General features: G+C 65.6%; 20 protein-coding genes. 13 read left to right on the top strand and 7 right to left on the bottom strand.

All coding sequences use genetic code 11. The features are described 5' to 3' along the window. The first annotated feature begins 3 nt into the window (after nucleotides 1-3). Complete coding sequence (locus tag IEX88_RS09545; RefSeq protein ID WP_188850389.1) at nucleotides 4-711, top strand: retropepsin-like aspartic protease family protein; 708 nt, start codon at nucleotides 4-6, stop codon at nucleotides 709-711. 22 nt (nucleotides 712-733) lie between these two features. Here the strand turns inward: IEX88_RS09545 and dusA are convergent, their stop codons facing one another. From dusA to IEX88_RS09530, 3 genes are all read right to left on the bottom strand, one after another. Then, the gene (gene dusA / locus IEX88_RS09540; protein ID WP_188850388.1) at nucleotides 734-1,759 is read right to left on the bottom strand and encodes a tRNA dihydrouridine(20/20a) synthase DusA; all 1,026 of its coding nucleotides are present in this window, start codon (nucleotides 1,757-1,759) and stop codon (nucleotides 734-736) included. Nucleotides 1,760-2,013: 254 nt separating this feature from the next. Then, the gene (locus IEX88_RS09535; protein WP_188850387.1) at nucleotides 2,014-3,216 is read right to left on the bottom strand and encodes a porin; all 1,203 of its coding nucleotides are present in this window, start codon (nucleotides 3,214-3,216) and stop codon (nucleotides 2,014-2,016) included. Between the two features lie 707 nt (nucleotides 3,217-3,923). Next, a complete protein-coding gene (locus IEX88_RS09530; protein ID WP_188850386.1) occupies nucleotides 3,924-5,165 on the bottom strand; it encodes a porin in 1,242 nt (413 codons plus the stop codon). Nucleotides 5,166-5,766: 601 nt separating this feature from the next. Between IEX88_RS09530 and IEX88_RS09525 the strand changes: the two genes are divergently transcribed. The 5 genes from IEX88_RS09525 to IEX88_RS09505 all read left to right on the top strand — a co-directional run bounded on the left by IEX88_RS09525 (nucleotide 5,767) and on the right by IEX88_RS09505 (nucleotide 10,658). Beyond that, nucleotides 5,767-6,048: an acyl carrier protein gene (locus IEX88_RS09525; protein WP_188850385.1), complete on the top strand. Its 282-nt coding sequence runs from the start codon at nucleotides 5,767-5,769 to the stop codon at nucleotides 6,046-6,048. 124 nt (nucleotides 6,049-6,172) lie between these two features. After that, the gene (locus IEX88_RS09520) at nucleotides 6,173-7,378 is read left to right on the top strand and encodes a beta-ketoacyl-ACP synthase (protein WP_188850384.1); all 1,206 of its coding nucleotides are present in this window, start codon (nucleotides 6,173-6,175) and stop codon (nucleotides 7,376-7,378) included. A 13-nt stretch (nucleotides 7,379-7,391) separates the two neighbouring features. Further along, nucleotides 7,392-8,672, top strand: coding sequence for a beta-ketoacyl-ACP synthase (locus tag IEX88_RS09515; protein WP_188850383.1), 1,281 nt, complete (start codon nucleotides 7,392-7,394; stop codon nucleotides 8,670-8,672). Between the two features lie 28 nt (nucleotides 8,673-8,700). Next, a complete protein-coding gene (locus tag IEX88_RS09510) occupies nucleotides 8,701-9,744 on the top strand; it encodes a zinc-binding dehydrogenase (protein ID WP_188850382.1) in 1,044 nt (347 codons plus the stop codon). Beyond that, nucleotides 9,741-10,658, top strand: coding sequence for a lipid A biosynthesis lauroyl acyltransferase (locus IEX88_RS09505; protein ID WP_188850381.1), 918 nt, complete (start codon nucleotides 9,741-9,743; stop codon nucleotides 10,656-10,658). Before IEX88_RS09510 ends, IEX88_RS09505 begins: the two co-directional genes overlap by 4 nt. Nucleotides 10,659-10,792: 134 nt before the next feature. Here IEX88_RS09505 and IEX88_RS09500 read toward each other — a convergent pair whose 3' ends face one another. Continuing rightward, complete coding sequence (locus IEX88_RS09500) at nucleotides 10,793-11,227, bottom strand: L,D-transpeptidase (protein ID WP_188850380.1); 435 nt, start codon at nucleotides 11,225-11,227, stop codon at nucleotides 10,793-10,795. A gap of 256 nt (nucleotides 11,228-11,483) precedes the next feature. Between IEX88_RS09500 and IEX88_RS09495 the strand changes: the two genes are divergently transcribed. The 4 genes from IEX88_RS09495 (at nucleotide 11,484) to IEX88_RS09480 (ending at nucleotide 17,491) form a co-directional block, all read left to right on the top strand. Then, on the top strand, nucleotides 11,484-13,481 hold the full coding sequence (locus IEX88_RS09495; protein ID WP_244640015.1) for a putative bifunctional diguanylate cyclase/phosphodiesterase: 1,998 nt from the start codon (nucleotides 11,484-11,486) through the stop codon (nucleotides 13,479-13,481). Between the two features lie 776 nt (nucleotides 13,482-14,257). Beyond that, nucleotides 14,258-15,259, top strand: coding sequence for an ABC transporter substrate-binding protein (locus IEX88_RS09490; RefSeq protein ID WP_188850379.1), 1,002 nt, complete (start codon nucleotides 14,258-14,260; stop codon nucleotides 15,257-15,259). A gap of 335 nt (nucleotides 15,260-15,594) precedes the next feature. Further along, a complete protein-coding gene (locus tag IEX88_RS09485) occupies nucleotides 15,595-16,455 on the top strand; it encodes an ABC transporter permease (protein ID WP_188850757.1) in 861 nt (286 codons plus the stop codon). After that, nucleotides 16,448-17,491, top strand: coding sequence for a quaternary amine ABC transporter ATP-binding protein (locus IEX88_RS09480; protein ID WP_188850378.1), 1,044 nt, complete (start codon nucleotides 16,448-16,450; stop codon nucleotides 17,489-17,491). The genes IEX88_RS09485 and IEX88_RS09480 overlap by 8 nt, the downstream gene beginning before the upstream one ends. A 122-nt stretch (nucleotides 17,492-17,613) precedes the next feature. Here the strand turns inward: IEX88_RS09480 and IEX88_RS09475 are convergent, their stop codons facing one another. Together IEX88_RS09475 and IEX88_RS09470 are read right to left on the bottom strand one after the other, a co-directional pair. Further along, entirely contained in the window at nucleotides 17,614-17,823 is a 210-nt protein-coding gene (locus IEX88_RS09475; protein ID WP_188850377.1) for a hypothetical protein, read from the bottom strand. A gap of 171 nt (nucleotides 17,824-17,994) precedes the next feature. Beyond that, nucleotides 17,995-18,141 carry an entericidin domain-containing protein gene (locus IEX88_RS09470; RefSeq protein ID WP_188850376.1) on the bottom strand — a complete coding sequence of 49 codons (147 nt, stop codon included), beginning with the start codon at nucleotides 18,139-18,141 and terminating at the stop codon, nucleotides 17,995-17,997. Nucleotides 18,142-18,284: 143 nt separating this feature from the next. Between IEX88_RS09470 and IEX88_RS09465 the strand changes: the two genes are divergently transcribed. The 3 genes from IEX88_RS09465 (at nucleotide 18,285) to IEX88_RS09455 (ending at nucleotide 21,276) form a co-directional block, all read left to right on the top strand. After that, the gene (locus IEX88_RS09465) at nucleotides 18,285-19,433 is read left to right on the top strand and encodes a patatin-like phospholipase family protein (protein ID WP_188850375.1); all 1,149 of its coding nucleotides are present in this window, start codon (nucleotides 18,285-18,287) and stop codon (nucleotides 19,431-19,433) included. Between the two features lie 146 nt (nucleotides 19,434-19,579). Further along, the gene (locus IEX88_RS09460) at nucleotides 19,580-19,954 is read left to right on the top strand and encodes a hypothetical protein (RefSeq protein ID WP_188850374.1); all 375 of its coding nucleotides are present in this window, start codon (nucleotides 19,580-19,582) and stop codon (nucleotides 19,952-19,954) included. A 266-nt stretch (nucleotides 19,955-20,220) separates the two neighbouring features. Next, nucleotides 20,221-21,276 (top strand): GlxA family transcriptional regulator, encoded by a 1,056-nt coding sequence (locus IEX88_RS09455; RefSeq protein ID WP_188850373.1) that lies wholly within the window; start codon nucleotides 20,221-20,223, stop codon nucleotides 21,274-21,276. 904 nt (nucleotides 21,277-22,180) lie between these two features. On the opposite strand, the gene IEX88_RS09450 is transcribed toward IEX88_RS09455, so the two are convergent. Then, on the bottom strand, nucleotides 22,181-23,032 hold the full coding sequence (locus IEX88_RS09450) for a DUF1194 domain-containing protein (protein WP_188850372.1): 852 nt from the start codon (nucleotides 23,030-23,032) through the stop codon (nucleotides 22,181-22,183). Nucleotides 23,033-23,098: the final 66 nt, after the last annotated feature.

Here is a 23,098-nt window from a genome sequence, read left to right as displayed (position 1 = left end):
CCGGTGCGCGATAGCCGCCTGCTGATTCTCCTCCTCGCCATCATCGGCGTCGTCCTCGCCGTTCTCGTCCTCAACGACGACGGCATGGTCGGCGGCCTGCCAGAGGGGCAGTTTGCCGATGCGGCCTACATGTCGGTCTGGGGACTCGTTCTCGCCTCCAGCGTCTTCTTCGTGTTTCGCGGCAATCTGACCGGCGCCTTGAAGGGCATCGCGATCTACGCCCTCGGCTTCGTCGTCCTGATCGGACTTTACGGCTATCGCGGCGAGTTGCGGGAGGTCGGCGACCGGATCATGGCCGAGCTCCTGCCCGGCCATGTCATCGCGGTCGCCGGCGGCGATGGAAACCAGTTCATGGTCATGCGCGCCGATGACGACCATTTTCACGTCTCGGCAGAAGTCGACGGGCGCACGGTCGAGTTTCTCGTCGACACCGGCGCCAGCGTCGTCGCGCTCGACCGCCGGGCCGCGGCCGCCATCGGCGTCGACATCGCCGGCCTCGACTACAGCGGCAGGGTGATGACGGCCAATGGCACCGCCCGCGCCGCGCCCTTGACCCTCGGGACCGTCCGGATCGGCGACATCGAGCGCGCCAATGTCCAGGCCGTGGTGATGGACCGCGACGATGACGGCCTCAGCCTGCTCGGCATGAGCTTTCTGGGAACGCTGTCGTCCTTCGAGTTCCGCGGCGAGCGTCTGGTCCTGACCGACTGAGGACTCGCGGGAGGCCGAACGTTCAGGCAGCCTGCCGCGGCGTCGCCGCCAGATCGACATGCGCCAGCGCTTCGAAGAACAGCTCCGGCCCGGCATCGCGCCGGCTGCCGGCGTCCGACAGGGTCTGGCGCCAGCGCCGCGCGCCGGGCAGCCCGGTAAACAGCCCGGTCATGTGGCGGGTGACATGCACAAGGCGGCCGCCGGCGGCGATGTGACGGCCGGCATAGTCGGCCATGGTCGCGACGATTCGGGGGTAATCCAGCGCGGACGCCTCGGCGCCATAGAAGAGCCGATCCACCGCGGCGAGCTGGTCCGGCGTCTGGTAGGCTCCCCGTCCCATCATCACGCCGTCGACGAAGGCCAGCTGTTCCGCGGCTTCCTCGACCGTCCGCAGCCCGCCGTTCAGGCCGACGAACAGGGTCGGCAGGCGCGCCTTCAGCCGGTGCACGCGGCCGTAGTCGAGCGGCGGGATGTCGCGGTTTTCCTTCGGGCTCAGCCCCTGGAGCCAGGCCTTGCGCGCATGCACCCAAATGCCCGAGACGCCGGCTTCGACGGCCGCATCGGCTAGGGCGTCGAGCGCCGTTTCGGGGTCCTGATCGTCGACGCCGAGGCGACATTTCACCGTCACCGACACGGCCGACGCCTCGCGCATCGCCTGCAGGCATTCGCCGACGAGACCGGGCTGGCGCATCAGGCAGGCGCCGAAGGCCCCGGACTGCACGCGATCGGAAGGGCAGCCGACATTGAGATTGATCTCGTCATAGCCGAAGGACGCGGCCAGCGCCGTGGCGCGAGACAGTTTTTCCGGATCCGAGCCGCCGAGCTGGAGCGCGACGGGATGCTCCGCGGCATCGAAGCCGAGCAGACGCTCGCGATCGCCGTGAATCACCGCGTCGGCCACGACCATCTCGGTGTAGAGCAGCGCCCGGCCCGTCAGCTGCCGATGGAAGAACCGACAATGCCTGTCCGTCCAGTCGATCATCGGCGCCACGGCGAACGACGGGAAATGCGCGCCCAAGGCGATTGTCGGCTGATGCTCTCGAATCATCGGTTCGGGTCGCTGTCCAGGGCTGGCCATCGGGGGATCGAGGTTTTCCATAGGACCTGAGCCGCTCCGGCGCAACACGACCGAAACCTTGCCGCTGCGGAGAGGGAGGGCGAAGGGCGACTCGACATCCCTGCGAGCTCGGCCACCCCGGCCCGCGCCGTCGCCCGGCAACGGCCGCGCGCCGGGCCGGCCGCCGAACGAAGAAAGGCCCGGCGTTGCCGCCGGGCCTCCCATCAGTGGATCAGATGATCCGATTAGAACGAGCGCTTGAACTCGATGAAGCCGCGGGTCTGGTCCAGGTCGCCAACGGCGGCCGGAACGTCGAGGCTGCGGTAGGACACTTCGCCGAGGACGGAGAAGTTCGAGGTCAGCTGGTAGCCGACGTTGCCGGCGACGCCGAAGTAATCGGCACCATCGATCTGAACGCCACCGACGTTGAAGTCGAAGGTCTGGCCGTAGATGCCCGACAGGATCGCCGTCAGCTTGCCGAAGCTCTGCTGATAGGCGGCGCCGATCTGGTACTCGGACGGGATGCCGAGGTTCGTGTCGCCGAGGTAGCCGCCAGGTGCGAGCGAGGCGTATTCCGTCGCATCGAAGGCGTAGTGGCCTTCAACCTTGAAGACGGAACCAGCAGCGATCATGTCCTTCAGGGAAACGCCGGCCTTCAGAGCGAACGCGCCGTCGGAAGCATTGTCGAGATCGTAGTCGTCGATCGTGTAGACGACGCCGTCGACGATGACGGAATAGTTGTTCGTGCTGTAGGCGTCTTCGTCGTAGATGCCCGAGAGGTAGGCCGAACCCCAGGCGCCTTCGTAGGCGAGCTGGCCGACGACGTCCGGCGTGAAGTCGCCATCGCCATCGTCTTCGAGCGACAGAGCGGCGCTCAGGCCGTTGGCGGCATAGGTGTAGGAAATGCGGTTCTGGCTGATGTCGCCGACCGACCAGTCAGCATCGGTCAGGAGGCCGTCGCGCTCGGCCCAGAGCGAGTCGAGCTTGCCCATGGTGAGGCCGCCCAGCTGGATGAAGGCCTGGTCCATCTCGTACTGGCTGTTGCCGACGCCGTAACCATTGGTCTGTGCGGTGCTGCTGTTGGTGGCCTGGACGCGGGCATAGGCGCGCAGGGTGCCGAGCTCGGTCTCTTCGCGAACGTCGAAGTTCAGGCGGGTACGGATGCGGGTCGAGAAGCTGTAGTCTTCGTTGCCGTCGAGGTTACGGCCGTTGCTGTACTCGAAGCCGTCGATGGCGTCGTTGGCCTGCAGGCGCATGCGGACGTAGCCGCCGATCTTCAGGCAGGTCTCGGTGCCGGGGATGTAGAAGAAGCCCGTGCCGTAAACGTCGCAAACGCGAACGTATTCAACCGGCTCCGGCTCGACCATCACGATGGCGTCGGCAGCGCGGGCGCCGGAAACTGCGACGAGGGCCGCAGCGGTTCCGAGCAGGATGCTCTTGATGTTCATGTCCTGACCTCCAGTCAAGTTAAAAAGGTGGGAGGGCATTACTTCGAAGGTAAACCTTCCTGCCTCTTTCCCTGCTTTGAAAGACCGTAGCATCTGCCCCGTTCTCTCGAGGGGGACTATTGAGGAATGGTCCGTCATACGCAATCGCTCAAATGCCTGAAGCTTGGATTTGATGCGCGCAGAGCACACCCTGTGGCGAGAATGGCACAATATTTTTCATGAATTGGTAACACTTGTTCTGAAATGTCGTCAAAACAGTAGTTTACGGGGATTCTGGTTCGGCGACCGCCAAACCGTGACCGCCATGAGGCCTCAAGGTTGGCCTTTGCGTCCGCGCCGCCTGCAGCCCTGCCTCGGCAGAGCCAAGGAGATTGACCCTGGGGCAAACAGGGTTGCGCCGGGTTGCTGCTGTCGAATCTGCCTCGCCAGGACGTGCGACCGGATCGTGGCCAGCCGTTCGCGTCCATGATGTCTCCCTCGGCCCGCGGCGTAAGGCCGTTACCATCAGCACAGCGGTTCCGGCTTCATCGGCACGGACGAAACCTGCACACAGATAGGGGTCCCTGCGGGCAGATGACCGGGGGCGGGAAAAGATGGGCCGACATGAACAGGGTTCCGCCCGCGAGCGACCAGGCCCGCCCAGCCCCAAACAAGAAGGGGCCCGGCGTTGCCGCCGGGCCCCTCGATCGTCCAATCAGATGATTGGATTAGAACGTGCGAATGAACTCGACGTAGCCCGAGGTCTGGTCGGTGTCGTCCAGGCCGCTGCTGTCGATGTCGCGGTACGAGACTTCACCGCTGACGGCGAAGTTCGAGGTCAGCTGGTAGCCGACGTTGGCGGCAACGCCCCAGTACTCGCCACCGTCGAAGCCGAGGATCACGTCGGCCGGAAGGCCGCTGTCCAGCGAGTCGAGGTAGAGGTCGGTGTCGAAGAGCTCGCCGTAGACGCCGGAGACGGTGCCGGTCAGCTTGCCGAAGGTCTGCTGATAGGCGGCACCAACCTGCCACTCGCTCGGGATCGCGAGACGGTTCGCGTTGCCGAGGTAGCCGCCTGGCTCGAGCGAGGCGTATTCGGTCGGATCGAAGGCATAGTGACCCTCGACCTTGAAGATCGAACCAGCAGCGAGCAGGTCCTTGAGCTCGACGCCGGCCTTCAGAGCGAAAGCGCCGTCCGAAGCGTCGTTGATGTTGTAGTCATCGAGGAAGTAGAACGACGCCAGGCCGGCATCGGTGGTGTAGAAGGAGCCGCTGTAGGCGTCTTCGTCGTAGACACCCGAGATGTAGGCCGAACCCCAGGCGCCTTCGTAGGCGAGCTGGCCGACCACGTCCGGCGTGAAGTCGCCGTCGCCGTCGTCTTCGAGCGACAGGGCGCCGCTGAAGCCGTTGGCAGCGTAGGTGTAGGAAACGCGGTTCTGGCTGATATCGCCGACCGACCAGTCATTGTCGGTCAGGAGGCCGTCACGCTCGGCCCAGAGCGAGTCGAGCTTGCCCATGGTGAGGCCGCCCAGCTGGATGAAGCCCTGGTCCATTTCGTACTGGCTGTTGCCGACGCCGTAGCCATTGGTGTTGGCGGTGCTGCGGTTCGTGGCCTGGACGCGGGCATAGGCGCGCAGGGTGCCGAGCTCGGTCTCTTCGCGAACGTCGAAGTTCAGACGGGCGCGGACGCGGGTCTGGAAGGAGTAGTCTTCGTCGCCGTCGAGGTTCTGGGCATCGAAGAAATCGCCCTCTTCAACTTCGTCGGCAGCCTCGAAGCGCATGCGGACGTAGCCGCCGATCTTCAGGCAGGTCTCGGTGCCGGGGATGTAGAAGAAGCCCGTGCCGTACACGTCGCAAACGCGAACGTATTCGACCGGCTCCGGCTCAACCATCACAACGGCGTCGGCAGCGCGGGCACCGGAAACGGCGACGAGGGCCGCAGCGGATCCGAGCAGGATGCTCTTGATGTTCATGTCCTGACCTCCAGTCAAGTTAACAAAGTGGGCTGGGCCTTGTTGTGAAGGTCAAGCCTTCTCTGCCCCGTCCTCGTGTCGAAAGTGCCAAGCAAAAGCTTCATTCTTTCGAATTTGAACATCTCCCACTCGCCCGCCGGATGCAATCGCGGAAGCGGTTCGGAAGCATCTTGGCCACAGTCCTGTTGCGACAAAGCCACAAAAAGGCCCGCCAATTGGCCTTTGTTAAGATCGGGTTAATGGCCAATGCCTTGGATGCGTGACAGTCGGCGCAGGCATGCGCCCGACACGCCAGATGAATGCCATGCCGCGGCGAGTCTCGCGGCGCCTTGTGCGCTTCGAGCGGGAGCGAACGCTCCCCCTCTGAAGCGCGCGGTCGGGGCCGGGTGGCCTTTCCACCGGCGCCCGTCAGAATGCCGACCGGGACGCGATCTCTTTATATGCGGGGTTGGACGGTCCGTCGGCGACCCCGCCTCGCCCGCCGATCCGTGCGTCCCCGCATCCAACTTTGCTTTTGCGCGCCGACCCCCTATAGCTTCGCGAATTCGCACTGCACATCAAACGGCGGTCCCGCATCGCCACCAGACACGAGGACAGGCCTTTGTCATCAACGTTCGACAAGGTGGCGGACATCATCGCCGAGACCAGCGAGATCGATCGCGACCAGATCACGCCCGAAAGCCATACGATCGACGATCTGGGCATCGACTCGCTCGACTTTCTCGACATCGTCTTTGCCATCGACAAGGAATTTGGCATCAAGATCCCGCTCGAGCAGTGGACGCAGCGCGTCAACGAGGGAGAGGCGGCGACGGAGGAGTACTTCGTCCTGAAGAACCTCTGCGCCAAGATCGACGAACTGCGCGCCGCCAAGACCGCCTGAGCGGCGATACCCCGGACCGGAACGGCGGTCGGCGGCCGCCCCCGCTGCCGGGCCTTGCGCCCGGCGCGACACAGGCCCGCTGGCGCCTTTCGGTTGTCTCGGACCTGAACGAGTTGGAAGCGCCATGAACAATCCTGCGCGGGACGTGCTCATCACCGGCATCGGCCTGGTTTCCTCGCTCGGCGAGGGCATCGAGGCCCATCTCGACCGCCTCGGCGTCGACAGCGTGCCACAGCCCGAGATCGATGCCGAAGGCTACGCCCCCCATTTCGTCCATCCGCTGCCGGCCATCGACTGGTCGCAGCAGATCCCGAAAAAGGGCGACCAGCGCCAGATGGAGACCTGGCAGAAGCTCGGAACCTACGCCGCCGGCCTGGCGCTGGGCGACGCCGGTATCGAGGAGGGCGAGGAGACCCGCTCGAAGATCGACATGATCGTGGCAGCCGGCGGCGGCGAGCGCGACGCCGCGGTCGACGCACTGGTCATGCAGCGGGCCCGCGGCCTTGCCGATCCCCAGGCGATGGTCAATGAGACGCTCTCCTCCGAACTGCGGCCGACCCTGTTCCTGGCGCAGCTGTCGAACCTTCTGGCCGGCAACATTTCGATCGTCCATAAGGTCACGGGCTCCTCGCGCACCTTCATGGGCGAGGAGGGCGCAGGCATTTCGGCAATCGCGACCGCCGCAGCGCGGATCGCCGCCGGGCAGAGCGACATCTGCCTCGTCGGCGGCGCGTTTTCGGCCGAGCGCAAGGATCTTCTGACCAATTACGAGATGGGCGGCTATCTCCTCACCGGCGAATGGCGCCCGGTCTTCGCGCGCACGCCCGGCCATGACGGCTTCACCATCGGCAGCGTCGGCGCCTTCCTGGTGCTCGAATCGGCCGAGCACGCCGCCGCCCGCGGCGGTGCCGGCTACGCCCGGCTCGAGCATGTCGTCGGCGACCGCGGTCCCCGGGACCAGGCGTCTCTCGCCGAGCGATTCGATGCCCTCCTCTCAAGAAGCGGCGCCACCGATGACGATCTCCTGATCCTGTCGGGCGCGACCGGGATCGCGGCGCTGTCCGAGACCGAGAGGGACGTCCTTAGGTCCCGCTTTCCCGATGCCGCGCTGCGCAGCTTCGGCTCCTTGCTCGGCCAGTCCTTCGAGGCGCAGTTCTCCGCCGGCATCGCCCTCGCCGCCGCCGCGCTCGCCCGCCGCCAGGGCCTGCCGCCCTTCGACGGCCGGGTCGAGAACGCCGTCGGCTTCACCCCGTCGAGCGCGCTCGTCACAACCATCGGCCACGCCCAGGGCGAAGGCGTCTGTGTCCTCCATGCCCTCGACGGCCGCTGACGGAGTTTTCGCCATGACTTCTTCCCACAGGGACTTCCAGGGCCGACCAATCGTCGTCGTCACCGGGATCGGCCTCGTCTCCTCGCTCGGCCAAGGCGTCGAGGACAATTGGGCGGCGCTGACCGCGGGGCGCTCGGGCATCCACGCCATCACCCGCTTCGCCACCGACAACCTGCGTACCAAGATCGCCGGCACCGTCGACTTCATGGACGTCTCGCCGGTGACCGGCATCGACCTGTCCTTCGCGCTGGCCGAATCGGCCGGTCTCGAGGCCGTCCGCATGGCCGGCTATGACAAGGACTTTCCCGGGCCGCTGTTCCTGGCGGCGCCGCCGATCGAACTGGAGTGGCAGCACCGCTTCAAGCTCGACGCGCTGCCGGGCGAGGCCCGCGAGGAAGCCGGCTACGACCGCCTGCTGGAACTCGTGCGCCAGAACCGCGACCCGGCGATGTACCGCCAGACGCTGTTCGGCGGCATTTCCGAGCGCCTCGCCGACCGTCTCGGCACGCGGGGCCTGCCGGTGACGCTGTCGACCGCCTGCGCTTCGGGCGCCAGTGCCATCCAGCTCGGCGTCGAGGCGATCCGCCGCGGCGATACCGACCGCGCCATCTCGATCGGCACCGACGGCTCGGTCGGCGCCGAAGCGCTGATCCGCTTCTCGCTGCTCTCGGCCCTGTCCACCCAGAACGAGCGGCCGGAAAAGGCTTCAAAACCCTTTTCCAAGGACCGCGACGGTTTCGTCATCGCGGAAGGGGCCGCCGCCCTGGTGCTCGAATCGCTGGAATCGGCCAAGGCCCGCGGCGCCACCATCCTTGGCGTCGTCATGGGCTGCGGCGAGAAGGCCGACGATTTTCACCGCACCAGGTCTAAGCCCGACGGTTCGCCGATCATGGCCACCATCCGACACGGCCTGGCCGATGCCGGCCTCGAGCCGGACGATATCGGCTACATCAATGCGCACGGCACCTCGACGCCGGAGAACGACCGCATGGAGGCCGGCGGCCTGACCGCGGTCTTCGGCGAGCGCATCCGCGATGTGCCGATCTCGTCGAACAAGTCGATGATCGGCCATACGCTGACCGCCGCCGGCGCGATCGAGGCGGTGTTTTCGCTTTTGACCATGCGCGAGGGCGTCCTGCCGCCGACGATCAACTATGATGTCCCGGACCCGGCGATCGTTCTCGACATGGTGGCGAACGTGAAGCGTTCCGCCGATGTCGCCGCCGTGCTCTCCAATTCCTTCGGCTTCGGCGGACAGAATGTCAGCCTCGTCCTCGGCCGCGAACCCGGCTGATTCGACAGACCGCTTTTAAGGTAATCTCATGCGCGCACTGCAACTCATCGGCGACAAGGATCTGCGCCAGACGGAGATCGACGAACCGCCGGCGCCGGGGCCGGGCGAAGCGCGGGTGCGCATCCAGGTCGTGGCGCTGAACCATCTCGACGTCTGGGGCTGGCGCGGCATGGCCTTTGCCAAGCGCAAGCTGCCACTGGTGATCGGCGCCGAGGCGTCGGGCATCGTCGAAGCCCTCGGCCCGGGCGCGAGCGGCGTCCTGCCGGGACAGCTGGTCTCGATCTACGGCGCGCGCACCTGCGGCCTGTGCAAGGCCTGCCGCGAGGGCCGCGACAACCTGTGCGAACATGTCGGCGGCGTGCACGGTTTTCACCTCGACGGATTTGCCTGCGAGTACGTGAACCTGCCGGTCCGCCTGCTGGTCCCCGCCCCGCCCGGCTGCGACGCCGTCGGCGCGGCCCTGGCGCCGGTGACCTTCGGCACGGTCGAGCACATGCTGTTCGACAATGCCAAGCTGGAGGCCGGCGAAACGATTCTCGTCCATGCCGGCGGATCGGGCATCGGCTCGGCGGCGATCCAGCTCGCCAAGCGGCAGGGCGCGACCGTGATCACCACTGTCGGCTCGGACGCCAAGATCGAGGGCGCCAAGGCGCTCGGCGCCGACCACGTCATCAACTACCGCTCCGACCGGTTCGAGGGCGTGGTGCGCAAGCTGACCAAGAAGAAGGGCGTCGACGTCGTGTTCGAGCATGTCGGCGTCGACACCTGGGCCGGCTCGATGCTGTGTCTCAAGCGCGGCGGGCGGCTCGTCACCTGCGGCTCAACCTCCGGCGTCTCGGCCCCGACCAATCTGATGATGCTGTTCCAGCAGCAGCTGCGCCTTATCGGCTCGTTCGGCTGCCGGATGGAGAACATGGCCGACGCCATGCAGAAGATGGCCCGCGGGCTGGTGAAGCCGGTGATCGACACGGCGATCGGCTTCGACGAGATCGACGTCGCGCTGCAGCGCATGGCCGGGCGCGACGTCTTCGGCAAGATTATCCTCCACATCGAGGGCCGGCCGACCGCATGAGCCCGCTTCTCAAGCAGGCGTGGAAGCGCTGGCGCATCGTCTCCGACTGGACGGCGGCGCAGGCTGTGTTCGGCCTCCTGCGCCTCATCCGCCTGATGCCGCCGCAGGCGGGGCTTCGGACCGCCGCGGCCCTCGGCCGGTGGATCGGCCCGCTGACGCCCCGCCACCGCGTGGCGACGGAAAACCTGCGACTGGCCTATCCCGAGAAGGACGCCGCCTGGATCGAGGCGACCGCGCGCGCCAACTGGGAGCAGATGGCGCGCCTGGCGGCCGAGTTCGTGTTTCTCGACGACATCTTCGACTTCGACCCCGATCGCCCCGGCGAGGGCCTCATCGAAGTCGAGGGACGCGAGATCTTCGAGGAACTGCGCAACCGCAAGGGCCCCTTCATCTTCTTCACCGGGCATCTCGGCTGCTTCGAGCTGCTGCCGATCTGCGCCGCGGCCTTCGACCTCGAAGTCACCGCCCTCTTCCGCAAACCGAACAACCGCTACATCGCGCGCGAGATCCTGGCGACGCGCCGCACCAGCGGCGGCCACATGGTGCCGTCGAAGGCCGGCGCCGCCTGGGCGCTGGCCGGAACGCTGGATCGCGGTGGCGCCGTCGGCATGCTCGTCGACCAGAAGTTCAAGAAGGGCGTCAAGACCACCTTCTTCGGCCGGGAGTGCCGGACGAACCCGCTCGTCCCCAAGCTAGCACGGCAGTTCGACTGCGAGGTCTATCCCGTCCGCTCCATCCGCCTGCCGGGCGGCCGCTACCGCCTGGAGCTGAAGCCCAAGCTCGCGCTGCCGCGGACGGCCGACGGTGCCATCGATATCGCCGCCAGCTGCCAGACGCTCAACGACGTCGTCGAATCCTGGGTGCGCGATCATCCGGAACAGTGGATGTGGTTCCATCGCCGCTGGCAGGAATGAGCCGCTCCGCCTGAGGCGCCCAGGCCCGCGAACCCTAGGCCGCCCTGACTCCATGCCCTCACGCCCTTGAGAGAACGCGCCCCGCCCGCCGCGGGGAAGTGTCCGTTGCCGGTCTCAGGACCGGAGATCATCCGTTACCGCGTGATGACGATCGACGTCCCGGCCGGGCCGACCTTGCGGACCATCGCATACAGCTGGGCGGCATGGCTGGGATGCAGCCGGATGCAGCCGTGGGAAGCCGGACGACCGAGGCGCGACACCGCGCCGGTCCCATGGATGGCATAGCCCCCGCGGAAGAAGATCGAGTGGGGCATCGGCGAGTTATGGTACTTTTTTGAGTACCACATGCGGTGCATCCGGGTCGGCCTGTATCGCCCCGTCGGCGTGCGATAGCCGGCCCCGGCGGTCGACACCTTCCAGCGATCGACCACGGCGCCATTGCGCGTCACCGTCATCGTTTGCGAGGAAATATCGACAGTCGCAACCAGGACGGGCTTGGCCGATGCGGCGTCGGGCAAAAGGCAAAAGACGAGCGCGGCGACCAACGCCAGACAATTCAACACTTTCATGAAATGAACTCCCCTGCCCCTGCCGAACGACTGGCTGAGCTGGAACTAATCGTAAGAAATTGCCGGCGGCAGCGTCAATTACCCACGCGGATTCATAGTTTATTTCCGAACGCCTGTGACAGTCACGCAACGGAAGGTGAGTGACGGCGCTGGACCCGGACGACGCCCAGCGAAGAAACCGCGAAAGTCGCTCCAGACCAAATTTTTACTTTCTGACGTTATGCATGGGAAGACTGAGGAATCATCGACACACCCGATGCTGAACGGACTGAAAAGATACTGGGCGACCATCCTCGGTGCGGCGATCCTCGCGAGCCTCGTGACGTTCGGCATGCTTCACATTGCGGCGACCACGATCGGGGGCCTCATCGAGACAACGCTGCGGACGAAGGCCGAGAAGTTCTCCGATCTGCTGCTGTCCGACGAGGGCAATGTGAACGCCTTCCTCACCGGCGTCTCGCGCAAGGCGGATGCCGAGACGACGATTCGTCAGCTCGCAGCGCTCGCCGATATCGACAGCTTCGCGGTCTTCAATCGGAACGGCGAGGAAGTCTTCCGCTCGCGCTCCGATCGCTACGAGTGGCTCCTGCGCGACCGCCCGGGCGGCATCAGCTCCAAGGACCGCCTCTCGGACCAGACCATGGGAAAGCCGGGCAAGTGGCAGGTCGTCCACGACGATGGCCGCACCAATCCCTCCGTCGTCTCGCCGCTCGTCCAGGACGGCCAGACGATCGGCTACCTCTCCGTCGTCGCCGACATGATCGACGACCGAACCGCCTACACGGTGACGCTGCGCGATGCCGCGCTCTCGATCCTGCTGCTCCTTTTCACGGCCACCGGCGTTCCGCTGCTGATCTACGTCCGCCGCCACCGCAAGATCGCGGAGGCGGACGATCGCATCCAGTTTCTCGCCAATCACGATCCGCTGACGCACTTGTTCAACCGGACGCGGATGCAGGAGGAGACCCAGCGGATCCTCGCCACGTCCCGGGCGACGCGCGAGGAGATGGCCTTCTGCTTCATCGACATCGACGGACTGTCGGATATCAACGACAGCCTCGGCCAGGGCTTTGGCGACGAGCTCCTGCGGATCGTCGCCAATCGCCTGACCGCGACGGTCGATCGCAGCGATCTTCTGGCCCGCATCGGCGCCGACGACTTCGTCCTGCTTCGACGGCGCGTCACCGGTCCGGACGATCTGGCCGCCGTCGCCCTCAGCATCAAACGCGCCATCGCCGAACCGGTGGAGCTGAAGGGCCAGACCATCCGGCCCAACGTCTCCATCGGCGTCGCCATGATGCCGCGCGACGGTCGCACCTATGGCGAGCTGGTCAAGCACTCGGAACTGGCCCTGTTCCAGCACAAGACCTCCAAGACCGGGCACTTCGTCGTTTTCGAGCCGCATATGGACGAGGAGGTGCACCGCCGCCGCCAGATCGAAGCGACGGTGCGCGACGCTTTGGCCAATGACGGGTTCGAACTGTTCTACCAGCCCATCGTAGACGGCTCGGGCACCCAGCTTCTCGGCTTCGAAGCCCTGCTGCGGCTGCCTGATCCCGCCGGCGGCTACATCTCGCCGGTGCTCTTCGTGCCGATCGCCGAGACGCGCGGCTACATCAAGGAAATCGGCACCTGGGTGATCCGCAAGGCGGCCGAGCAGATCGCGCTCTGGCCCGAGCACCTGTTCGTTTCGGTCAACCTGTCGGCGGTGCAGTTCAGGGACGGCGATCTGGTCGCGATCGTCAAGCAGGCGCTGGACAAGGCCGGCATTCCCGGCCGGCGGCTCGAGATCGAGGTGGTGGAATCGCTTCTGCTGGAACGCTCGGACGACATACTGGGACAGCTGAACGAGCTGAAGGCGCTCGGCATCTCCATCGACATGGACGATTTCGGCACCGGCTATTCCTCGCTCGGCTATCTCTGGCGCTTCCCCTTCGACAAGCTGAAGATCGACCAGTCCTTCATGGTCGCCTTCGATTCCGGCGAACAAAACGTGCGGGAGATTCTCGGCACCATCGTCTCGCTCGCCCATCACATGCGCATGAAGGTGACCGCCGAGGGCGTGGAGACGAAGGAGCAGGCCGATCTGCTGCATTCGCTCGGCTGCGACCAGCAGCAGGGCTACTTCTTCGGCAAGCCGATGCCCGCCGACCGGATCGCCGGTGAAATTCTGTCGCGATACCAGACGCGGTCGGGCGGCTCGACGGAAGCTTTGCCCAGACCCGCCCTGGGCCGCGTCATCACGGCGGTCTGACGTCTGGCGCGAAGCGTCGCCATTTCCCCATGCACGGTGCGAGGCCGATCGAAACTTGATGCTGGAAGCGGGAGCGGTCGGACGGCCCCTCCCCGGCCCGGGTCGACGCTGGCGATGGGACGGGCGCCGGAGCGCCGCGGGCCGGACTTGCGGCGCCAGGGCCGAGCAGTCGGCACGCCCGTGGCCGTTCCTCCATGCAGACGCGAAAAAACCGCGCCGTCCGAAGACGCAGCGCGGTTTTCTCCACAACGTGACTGGAGGGTCTGGGCGCCACGATCCGGTACGCAATACCTTGTCCGGAGCGGGGCGTCTTTCGTCGCTCCCTGTTATCGCAGGCAGGTGTTACTCATCCTCTAACGTTTGCGCGTCGTCCGGAACGGGATGCGGAAATGATGCGCCGGGCCGCCACGCAATCGACGCCTGGCGCGACGCCATGCCGCTAAGACAACTGCCGCCGTCGCGTTCGGGCATGCGCACCGCTGTCACTCTCTTAGTCTGGTGTAAGGTCGAAGGGTGCAAACGCGGCGCAAGGCGCGTCGACAATCCCGACCGCCTTTGCCCGTCAGCCTGATCTTTCTCAACACCTGCGTGATCGCTGCCAGAATAAATCAGAAAACGGTTGGATTCGCGGCGCCAACCCGCTAGCCTTCGCTCTAACACAACTGCGACCCTCTCCTGCAACGCATTCGACTGATGTAGATCTCTACGTCTACTTGAGGCGCTTGCGTTTCGTTGTGACTTCCAGTTGATTACTTTACTCTCTTGAAAGGCCGGACATGAAGAAGCTACTCGCATCGACAATCCTGACTGCCTCGATCTTCGGCTTCGCCGGCAGCGCATCCGCTGCGGAAGACTGCGGGACGATGACGATTTCTGCGATGAACTGGGCCTCCGCTGAAGTCCTCGCCTCGATCGACGAGTTCATACTGGACAAGGGCTACGGTTGCGACGCGTCCCTGGTGCCGGGCGACACCATGCCGACCTTCGCCTCCATGACCGAAAAGGGTCAGCCGGACGTGGCGCCGGAAATGTGGGTCAACCAGTTCCGCGACCAGATCGATGCGGCGGTCAAGGACGGCCGGGTGGTCTACGGCGCCGAGTCGCTGACCGACGGCGGCGAGGAAGGCTGGTGGATCCCGACCTATTTTGCCGAGGCCCATCCCGAGATCAAGACGATCCAGGACGCCATGGACCATCCCGAGCTTTTCCCGTCGAGCGAGGACCCATCCAAGGGCGCCGTCTACAACTGCCCGTCGGGCTGGGGCTGCCAGATCACCACGACGCAGTTCTTCAAGGCCTATGAGGGTGAGAAGAAGGGCTTCGTGCTGGTCGACACCGGCTCGGGCGCCGGCCTCGACGGCTCGATCGCCAAGGCCTACGAGAACAAGCAGCCCTGGCTCGGCTACTACTGGGCACCGACCGCCGTGCTCGGCAAGTACGACATGACCAAGCTCGGCTTCGACACCACGTTCGACGAAGCCGAATGGAAGCGCTGCACCTCGGTCGCCGACTGCCCGGATCCGAAGATCAACGCCTGGACCAAGAGCGAGGTCTTCACCATGGTGACGCCCAAGGTCGCCGAATCGTCGAGCGGCGCGGCCGAATACCTGAAGACCCGCGGCTGGAGCAACGATATCGTCAACAAGCTTCTCGCCTGGAAGGAAGACAAGCAGGCGAACGGCGAGGACACCGCCATGCACTTCCTCGAGAGCCAGCCGGACGTCTGGACGAAGTGGGTCCCGGCCGATGTCGCCGAGAAGGTCAAGGCGGCCCTCTAGGCCATTCCGGCAGGAGCCGCTCTCGCGGCTCCCGCCCCAAGCCTCGGCAGGGCATGGCGCGCAAGCGGGCCATTTCCCCCGTTGGCAAGCGACGGCGACCGACGGGACTTCCGCAAGCCCGGCCGGTCGCCATGCGCGTGAGTGACTGTCCCCCATGCCTTCTCAGGCTCCATGCCGACCCAGGCTCCGGGGCCTGCCGAGGCTCCCAGCCTGCCGAGGCCGGACGCGTCACTCATGCGCGCCCGGGATGACCTCACCGCCGAAGCGACGCGGCACAGGACAACGTGTTGGATTGGTTGAAAACCGTGCCGGATTGGTTTTACGAGTTTCCCGAAATGAACGGCAGCCTCCTGCGGGAGGGAACCCGTGCTGTCGACCAGGCCTATAAGGCGTTCTCGCGCGCCTGGGGCGACACCATCGAGGCGATCTTCCGACCACTGCTGGATTTCCTGCTGTGGTTCGAGAGCCTGCTTTTGACCACGCCCTGGTGGATCGTGCTTTTGGTCGCCACCGCCATCGTCTGGTTTTCCAGCCACTCCCGGAAGATCACGATCGGCACGGTGGTGGCCCTGCTCCTCATCGGCATCTTCGGCATGTGGGAAGATACGATGCGCACGCTGTCGATCATCGTGGTCTGCACGCTCTTGTCGATCGTCATCGGCCTGCCCATCGGCATCCTGATGTCACGGTCTGACCGGGTCCAGGCGATCGTCTCGCCGATCCTCGACGTGATGCAGACCATGCCGTCCTTCGTCTACCTCATCCCCATCGTCATGCTGCTCGGCATCGGCCTCATTCCCGGCCTCCTCGTCGTCGTCATCTACGCCATGCCGCCGATCATCCGGCTGACCAATCTCGGCATCAGGCTGGTCGACAAGGAAGTGCTGGAAGCGGCCGACGCCTTCGGCGCGTCGACCTGGCAGCGGTTGACCGGCGTCCAGCTGCCGCTGGCGCTGCCGACCATCATGGCCGGCATCAACCAGACCATCATGATGGCCCTCGCCATGGTCGTCGTCGCCTCGCTGATCGGCGTGCGCGGCCTCGGCCAGCCGGTGCTGCAGGCCATCACCAACCAGTATTTCGCGCAAGGGGTGATGAATGGCCTCGCCATCGTCGCCATAGCCATCATCTTCGACCGCACCAGTCAGGCCTATGGCCATCGGCTCCAGCGCCACCGGGAGGCCGCCCATGGATGACGTCGCGATCCGCATCCGCTCGCTCTACAAGATCTTCGGGTCGGAGGATCGCCGCCTCGTCGAAGAGGTCAAGGCCGGCATGACCAAGGCCGAGCTGATGGAGAAGCATCAGCACGTCCTCGGCCTGAAGGACATCAACATCGACATGCCGAAGGGGGGCATCCAGGTGGTGATGGGCCTGTCGGGCTCGGGCAAGTCGACCCTGATCCGCCACATCAACCGCCTGATCGAGCCGACCTCCGGCGAGATCCTCATCGGCGGCGAGGACGTGCTGGCGATGTCGGCCCTTCGCCTGCGGGATTTCCGGCGAAACAAGATCTCCATGGTCTTCCAGCGCTTTGCGCTTCTGCCGCACAAGACCATCATCGACAACGTCACCTACGGCCTCACCATCCAGGGCAAGGGCGAGGCGGAAAAGCGCGCCGCCGCCAAGCGCTGGATCGACCGCGTCGGCCTGTCCGGCTACGAGGACCGCTATCCCACCGCTTTGTCCGGCGGCATGCAGCAGCGCGTCGGCCTTGCCCGCGCGCTCGCCACCGATGCCGACATCCTTTTGATGGACGAAGCCTTTTCCGCCCTCGACCCGCTGATCCGCAGCGACATGCAGTCCGTGCTGCTCGGCCTGCAGGAAGAGCTGCACAAGACCATCGTCTTCATCACGCATGATCTGGACGAGGCCCTGCGCATCGGCAACCGCATCGCCATCCTGCGCGACGGCGAGATCGTCCAGCAGGGAACCGGCGAGGAGATCGTGCTGAGGCCCGCCGACGGCTATATCGCCTCCTTTGTGCGCGAGGTGAACCGCGGCCGCGTGATCCAGGTCCAGACGATCATGGAGCCGACGACGTCGCAGGAGGGCCCGCGCGGACCGGCCGTGGCCAGGGGCACCATCATCGAGGAAGCGGCCCGCACCATGACCGACTGTTGCAGCCAGTCAGCCCATGTCGTGAACGGGTCGGGCGTCGCGATCGGTCATCTGACGTTGCAGGGCATCATGACCGCCATGGTCAATCCGCCGGATCGCCCAGCCGCCTAGGGCGCGGGGCACGTCAAAAGACCGAATATCGGATCTCCGACCGACTCTGCCGGCGGGGCCGCGAGCGCGGCCTGAAGTGGCGCGGGCTGCGGGCGCCGGTATGGTCGCGTCGATGAGCTGCGTCAGGCGCGTCGGGACGCCGCGTAGGCGCGCGGCAGGGTCACCAGACACGCTTCCAGCGCAATTAGATTGCCGGGCTTGGCAGCTTTCGTGAGGGAGGCTTTGATCTTGCCGGGCTGGATGCCCGCATCGGCCAGCATCTGCACCAGGGCCGCGACGGTCGAGACGACGTCCGCCTTCGCAATTTCTGGCTTTTCCGGGGTCTGCTTCACGACGGCGCGTCTCCTCAGGATCGTGAGGCGACTGTGTCCGAGCGCCATTAAGGAGGGGTTAAAGAGCCAGGCGACACACCACCCTCTTCCACTGCACCCCAAACGAAAAAAGGGAGCCGACTGGCGGCTCCCCTTTCCGATCCGACAGGAATGTCGGACGAGTTGGAATGCTTACTGCGCGACGTCGTTCACCGCAGCGCCCGTCGCATCGACGGTGTTGCCGACATCCCGTCCGACGCCACGAACCGTATTGGCGCAGGCCGAGAGCGTCAGGATGGCGGCGAGACAGAAAGAGACGGCGGCAATACGGTTCGACATGGTTCAGTCTCCAAATAACATTATGTGGCGGTAAAACGGCCGAAAGGTGAATCCGTTCCGCTCCCGGCTATTTTTTCACGACGGGGTGTGGCGCCTGGTCTGCCGTCTTCTGCGGACCGGGCGACCGGGCTATATTGCGCCGCATGACCGCGGACAAGCCAACCTTCTCCCATCCGCCCATCGTCCAGAAGGACGAATCCCTCGTCGTCGTCTTCCAGGGGGGCGGCGCGCTCGGAGCCTATCAGGCTGGCGTTTTCGAGGAACTGGCCGCGCACGGGGCGGAGCCCTCCTGGGTCGCCGGCATTTCCATCGGCGCCATCAACGCGGCCCTCGTCGCCGGGAATCCTCCGGCCCGACGCGTCGCCGCTCTGCGCAGCTTCTGGGAGGAGGTCTCTTCCGGCCTGACAGCCTCGCCGCTTCTCGCCGACGAGATCTCGCGAACCAGCTTCAACCACGCCAGCGCGGCAACGACCGCCCTCTTCGGCGTCCCCGGCTTTTTCAAGCCGCGGATCCTGCCGGCCGTGCTGCATCCGCCCGGCACGCAGGGCGCGCTCGGCATCTACGACACCACGCCGCTGAAAGCCACGCTGGAGCGCCTGGTCGACTTCGACTATCTGAACGAGGGCCGGATGCGCCTCAGCCTCGGCGCGGTCAATGTTGCCACCGGCAATTTTCGCTACTTCGACAGCCGGCACATGACGATCGGCCCGGAGCACGTAATGGCCAGCGGCGCCCTGCCCCCCGGCTTCTCCCCCGTCGAAATCGAGGGTGAACACTACTGGGACGGCGGCCTCGTCTCCAACACGCCGCTGCAATACGTGCTCGACGAGGAGAGCCGACAGGATCTCCTAATTTTCCAGGTCGATCTCTTCAGCGCCAGGGGCCCGCTGCCGCAGACCCTTCTCGACCTGTCCGAGCGCGAGAAGGACATCCGTTTTTCCAGCCGCACGCGGCTCAACACCGACATGGCCAGGGAGCGGCAGAAGCTGCGGCGGGCCCTGCACCGTCTTCTGGCCAAGCTCCCTGCCGAGTTCGACGACGACGTCGACGCCGGCATGCTGCGGGAGGTCAGCAACGACGCCTCGGTGACCATCGTGCATCTGATCAACCGCCGTCGGTCCTGGAGCCGCGATTCCAAGGACTACGAATTCTCGCGCCACACCGCCACCGAGCGCTGGGCCGACGGGCGGGCGGACGTGCGGCGGACGATTGAGGACGAGCGCTTCGTGCATCGGCAGAAGCCCGACTTCGCCATCCAGGTCATCGATTTCTGCGGCACCGGCCGCGACTGAGGCCACAGCAAGAGCGCGGCGACGCGGCCGTCCCGCCGGGCCGGCGATTTTCTTTCGGAACCGGGAAGCAAAACGTTCGCACCTCGCCAATAGTCTGTGACGAATGAACGCTCTGATGCCTCGCGCGTTGATGAGAGCGCTGCGAGATGAGCAGCCCGACCAAGGTATCCCCTGTGATGACACTCCCGACGCATAAAGCCGCCACGGCCATGGCGACCCTCGCCATGGAAGCCCCCTTCGTCATCGCAAGCCGAATGACGGAATTCTGGATCACCGCGGCAGCGCCCACCGCGAGTTCCAAGCGCGAGGCCTCACAGATGGTCACCGAGAAATTGCAGGCCATGGGCGAGAGCGCGGTGGCGATGAACATGGCCATGGTCAAGGTGGCGATGGAGACGACGATGAGTGCCATGACCGGCGTCATGCGCAGTGCACACAACGATGCCGACGACGTACTTTCGGCGGCGCTGCATCCCTATTCCAGGCGCGTCACAGCCAACGGCAAGCGGCTTTCTCGCTAGGGAGCGCGCGGCGTGCAGTCGTTCGCAGGAGCAGCCGGCGACCCGCCTGACTTCTCCCAGCGCTGCAAAAACCCTGGTCCGAAATCCGGATCGATGCGGCAGAAGCGCGGCTCCGGTGCCGAGCGTCTGGCGCCGTTAAGGACGGCGCTGCACAATTGGCAGTCGCTTTCTGGAATTGTCGCAAATTTGGCTGCAGGCGCTTGAACCACATGTGATTTACGCGCACTTTGGAACGACGGCAAACAAGCCGAACCGACCGAGTGGCCATGCTCCAGTTGCCCGTTCCCGTCCCGTCACGGCCCGAACCGTCGAAGACGCTGAAGCGCAGCATCGTGTTTCTGCTGGTGCCCAATTTTTCGATGATCGCCTTCGCCACGGCGATCGAGCCGCTGCGGATCGCCAACCGGCTCCTGGGCTACGAAGCCTATCGCTGGCGCCTCGCCTCCCCCACCGGCGCCCCCGTCTTCGCCTCCAACAATGTCGAGATCACCGTCGGCGGATCGGTCGAGACCGAGCGGCGGGCGCTGATGGGCGAGGGCAAGCCGTCGATGGTCTTCGTCTGCTCCGGCGTCTTCGTCGAGGATTTCAACGACCGCGCCAGTTTCTCCTACCTGCGCGAGACGCACCAGCGCGGCGTCTCCGTCGGCGGCCTGTGCACCGGCGCCTGGATCCTCGCCCGCGCCGGCCTCCTCGCCGACCGCCGCTGCGCCATCCACTGGGAGAACCTGCCGGGTTTTGCCGAGGCCTTTCCGCGCGCCGACGTGCATGCCGACCTGTTCGAGATCGACCACAACATCTTCACCTGCGCCGGCGGCACCGCCGCGCTCGACATGATGCTGGCCCTGATCGGCGAGGATCACACCGACGACCTCGTCAACCGGGTTTGCGAGCAGGCACTCACCGACCGCGTGCGCGCCAGCCACGACCGGCAGCGCCTGCCGCTGCGCGCCCGCCTCGGCGTCCAGCACGCCAAGGTGCTGGCCATCATCGAGATCATGGAGGCCAATCTCGGCGAGCCGCTGTCGCTGGTCGAGATCTCGCGCCGCGTCTTCCTCTCCCGCCGCCAGGTCGAGCGCCTGTTCGACAAGGAGATGAACCGCTCGCCGGCGCGCTACTACCTCGAAATCCGCCTCGACCGCGCCCGCCACCTTCTGCTGCAGTCGGCCCTGCCGATCGTCGAGATCGCCGTCGCCTCCGGCTTCGTCTCCGCCTCGCACTTCTCCAAATGCTACCGCGAACTCTACGGCCGCTCGCCGCAGCAGGAACGCGCCGCGAGGGCAGCCGTCAACGCGCCGCCGGTGGCGGTGGCGAAATACGGCTGAGGCTTTGCTGCGGGCCGGGTGGGGCCTGGCCGAGGCCGTCGATCGGCGGATTGGCCCCGTCTGCGCCGAAACCACTCTCCGTCTCGTCATCCTCGTGCGCAGCGCGGGGATTCATGCGGCAGCCAGTCTCCCGACGATGCCATTCAGGACGGCCCCACCGGCTCGTCTTGTTCAGCGGCGGGGCCGGATCACCGAGTCCGGATGACGAACGCGAGGGACAATGCTTCGTGCTCTCCAGGCAATGAAGCTTCCTGCCCCCCTCTGAGAGTAGTCATTCCGGGCTTGACTCGGAACCCATGCCGAGGCGCTGTCACTGCCCCATCGGGTCAGGATCGGGAATGTCCACCGTCCTCGATCATGTTCAGCGATTTGGCATGGGTCCCGGATCAAGTCCGGGATGACTAATCGGAGAGGACGGTGCTGTTCGTTCGGCAGGCTATGAAGCTCCCCGCCCCCCTATGGGAGTAGTCATCCCGGGCTTGACCCGGGACCCATGCCGAGGCGCTACCACTGCCTCATTGGTTCAGGATCGGGAATGTCCGCCGTCCTCGATCATGTTCAGCGATTTGGAATGGGTCCCGGATCAAGTCCGGGATGACTAATCGGAGAGGACGGTGCTGTGCGTTCGACTGGCAATATAGCTTCCTGCCCCTCTCTGAGAGTAGTCATCCCGGGCTTGACCCGGGACCCATGCCGAGGCGCTGTCCCCGCCTCATTGGGTCAGGATCGGGGATGTCCGCCGTCCTCGATCATGTTCAGCGATTTGGCATGGGTCCCGGATCAAGTCCGAGATGACTATTCGGAGACGACGGTGCTTGGCGTTCGGCAGGCGGTGACAACTTCTACCACCCTTCAATATTCGTCATCCCATGCTTCTTGCCGCTCCGGCCAAGCCTGCTTTCGCCTACCGCGTATCGTCGATCCACAGCCCCTGGCGCTGCTGCCACTGGCGCTCGCCGATGAGGCAGTCCGGCGCGGGGCCGGACGCGACGGGGATGATGGCGGCCTCGGGCGCTTTCGGTGCCGGCCAGAGGCCGGCCAGTTCCAGCACCAGCTTGCGGCGGACGGCGTCGGGAAACTGCGCCCAGTCGTTGACCGGGATCATGAAGGCGCCGGGCCCGCCAATGACGCAGTCCGCATAGTATTTGTCGAGATCGGGGATCGAACCCCAGGAGAGATAGCCGCCGGAGTCGCCCGACGTCATCAGCGGCAGGCCGTTGATGGTGATGCCGCGCTTGACCGCCGCGTCGCGCGCCTCGGTCACGCCCCGACCCTGGTTGTTCGGCCCGTCGCCGGAAACGTCGATCACCTTGCGCAGACCGGAGAAGCCATTGCCGTCGAAGAGGCCAGCGGTGAAGTCGATCGCCGCGGCGATGGAGGTGCGGCGCTCGCGCTCCGGCTCCTCTTCGGCGAGCCGGTAGGCAAATCCGTCGGCATCGGCCTTGGAGGCGATCAGCGTCCAGGGCACGACGACCGATTGCGAGAAGGTCCCGGCCCATTCGACATAGGTGACGGCGACGCGCTGGTTGCCGCCCTCGAGGATCGCCTGCTGGACTTCCGGGCTGCGGAAGGCCGCGACATAGCCGTCGCGCTGAAGGCGCTGCTCGCCCGAATCCATCGACCAGGACACGTCAACGGCCAGCACCAGCTCGACATCCACCTCCATCTCGTCGGCCGCAGCCGGCTCACTCCCCGATGCTGCGAGACAGCAACCGGCAAGCAGGAAGGCGAAAGTCGGGGTCCAACGAGCGCGCATCCGGAAAAGCTCGCCCCGATCGCCCGGCGCGGCAATTCACGAATCCGTCATTCGTCTAGACCTTGG

The sequence above is a fragment of the Aureimonas glaciei genome, from assembly GCF_014643375.1.
Classification (GTDB): domain Bacteria; phylum Pseudomonadota; class Alphaproteobacteria; order Rhizobiales; family Rhizobiaceae; genus Plantimonas; species Plantimonas glaciei.
The sequence above is the reverse complement of the archived record's forward strand: the minus strand, read 5'-3'. Positions and strand labels throughout refer to the sequence as shown.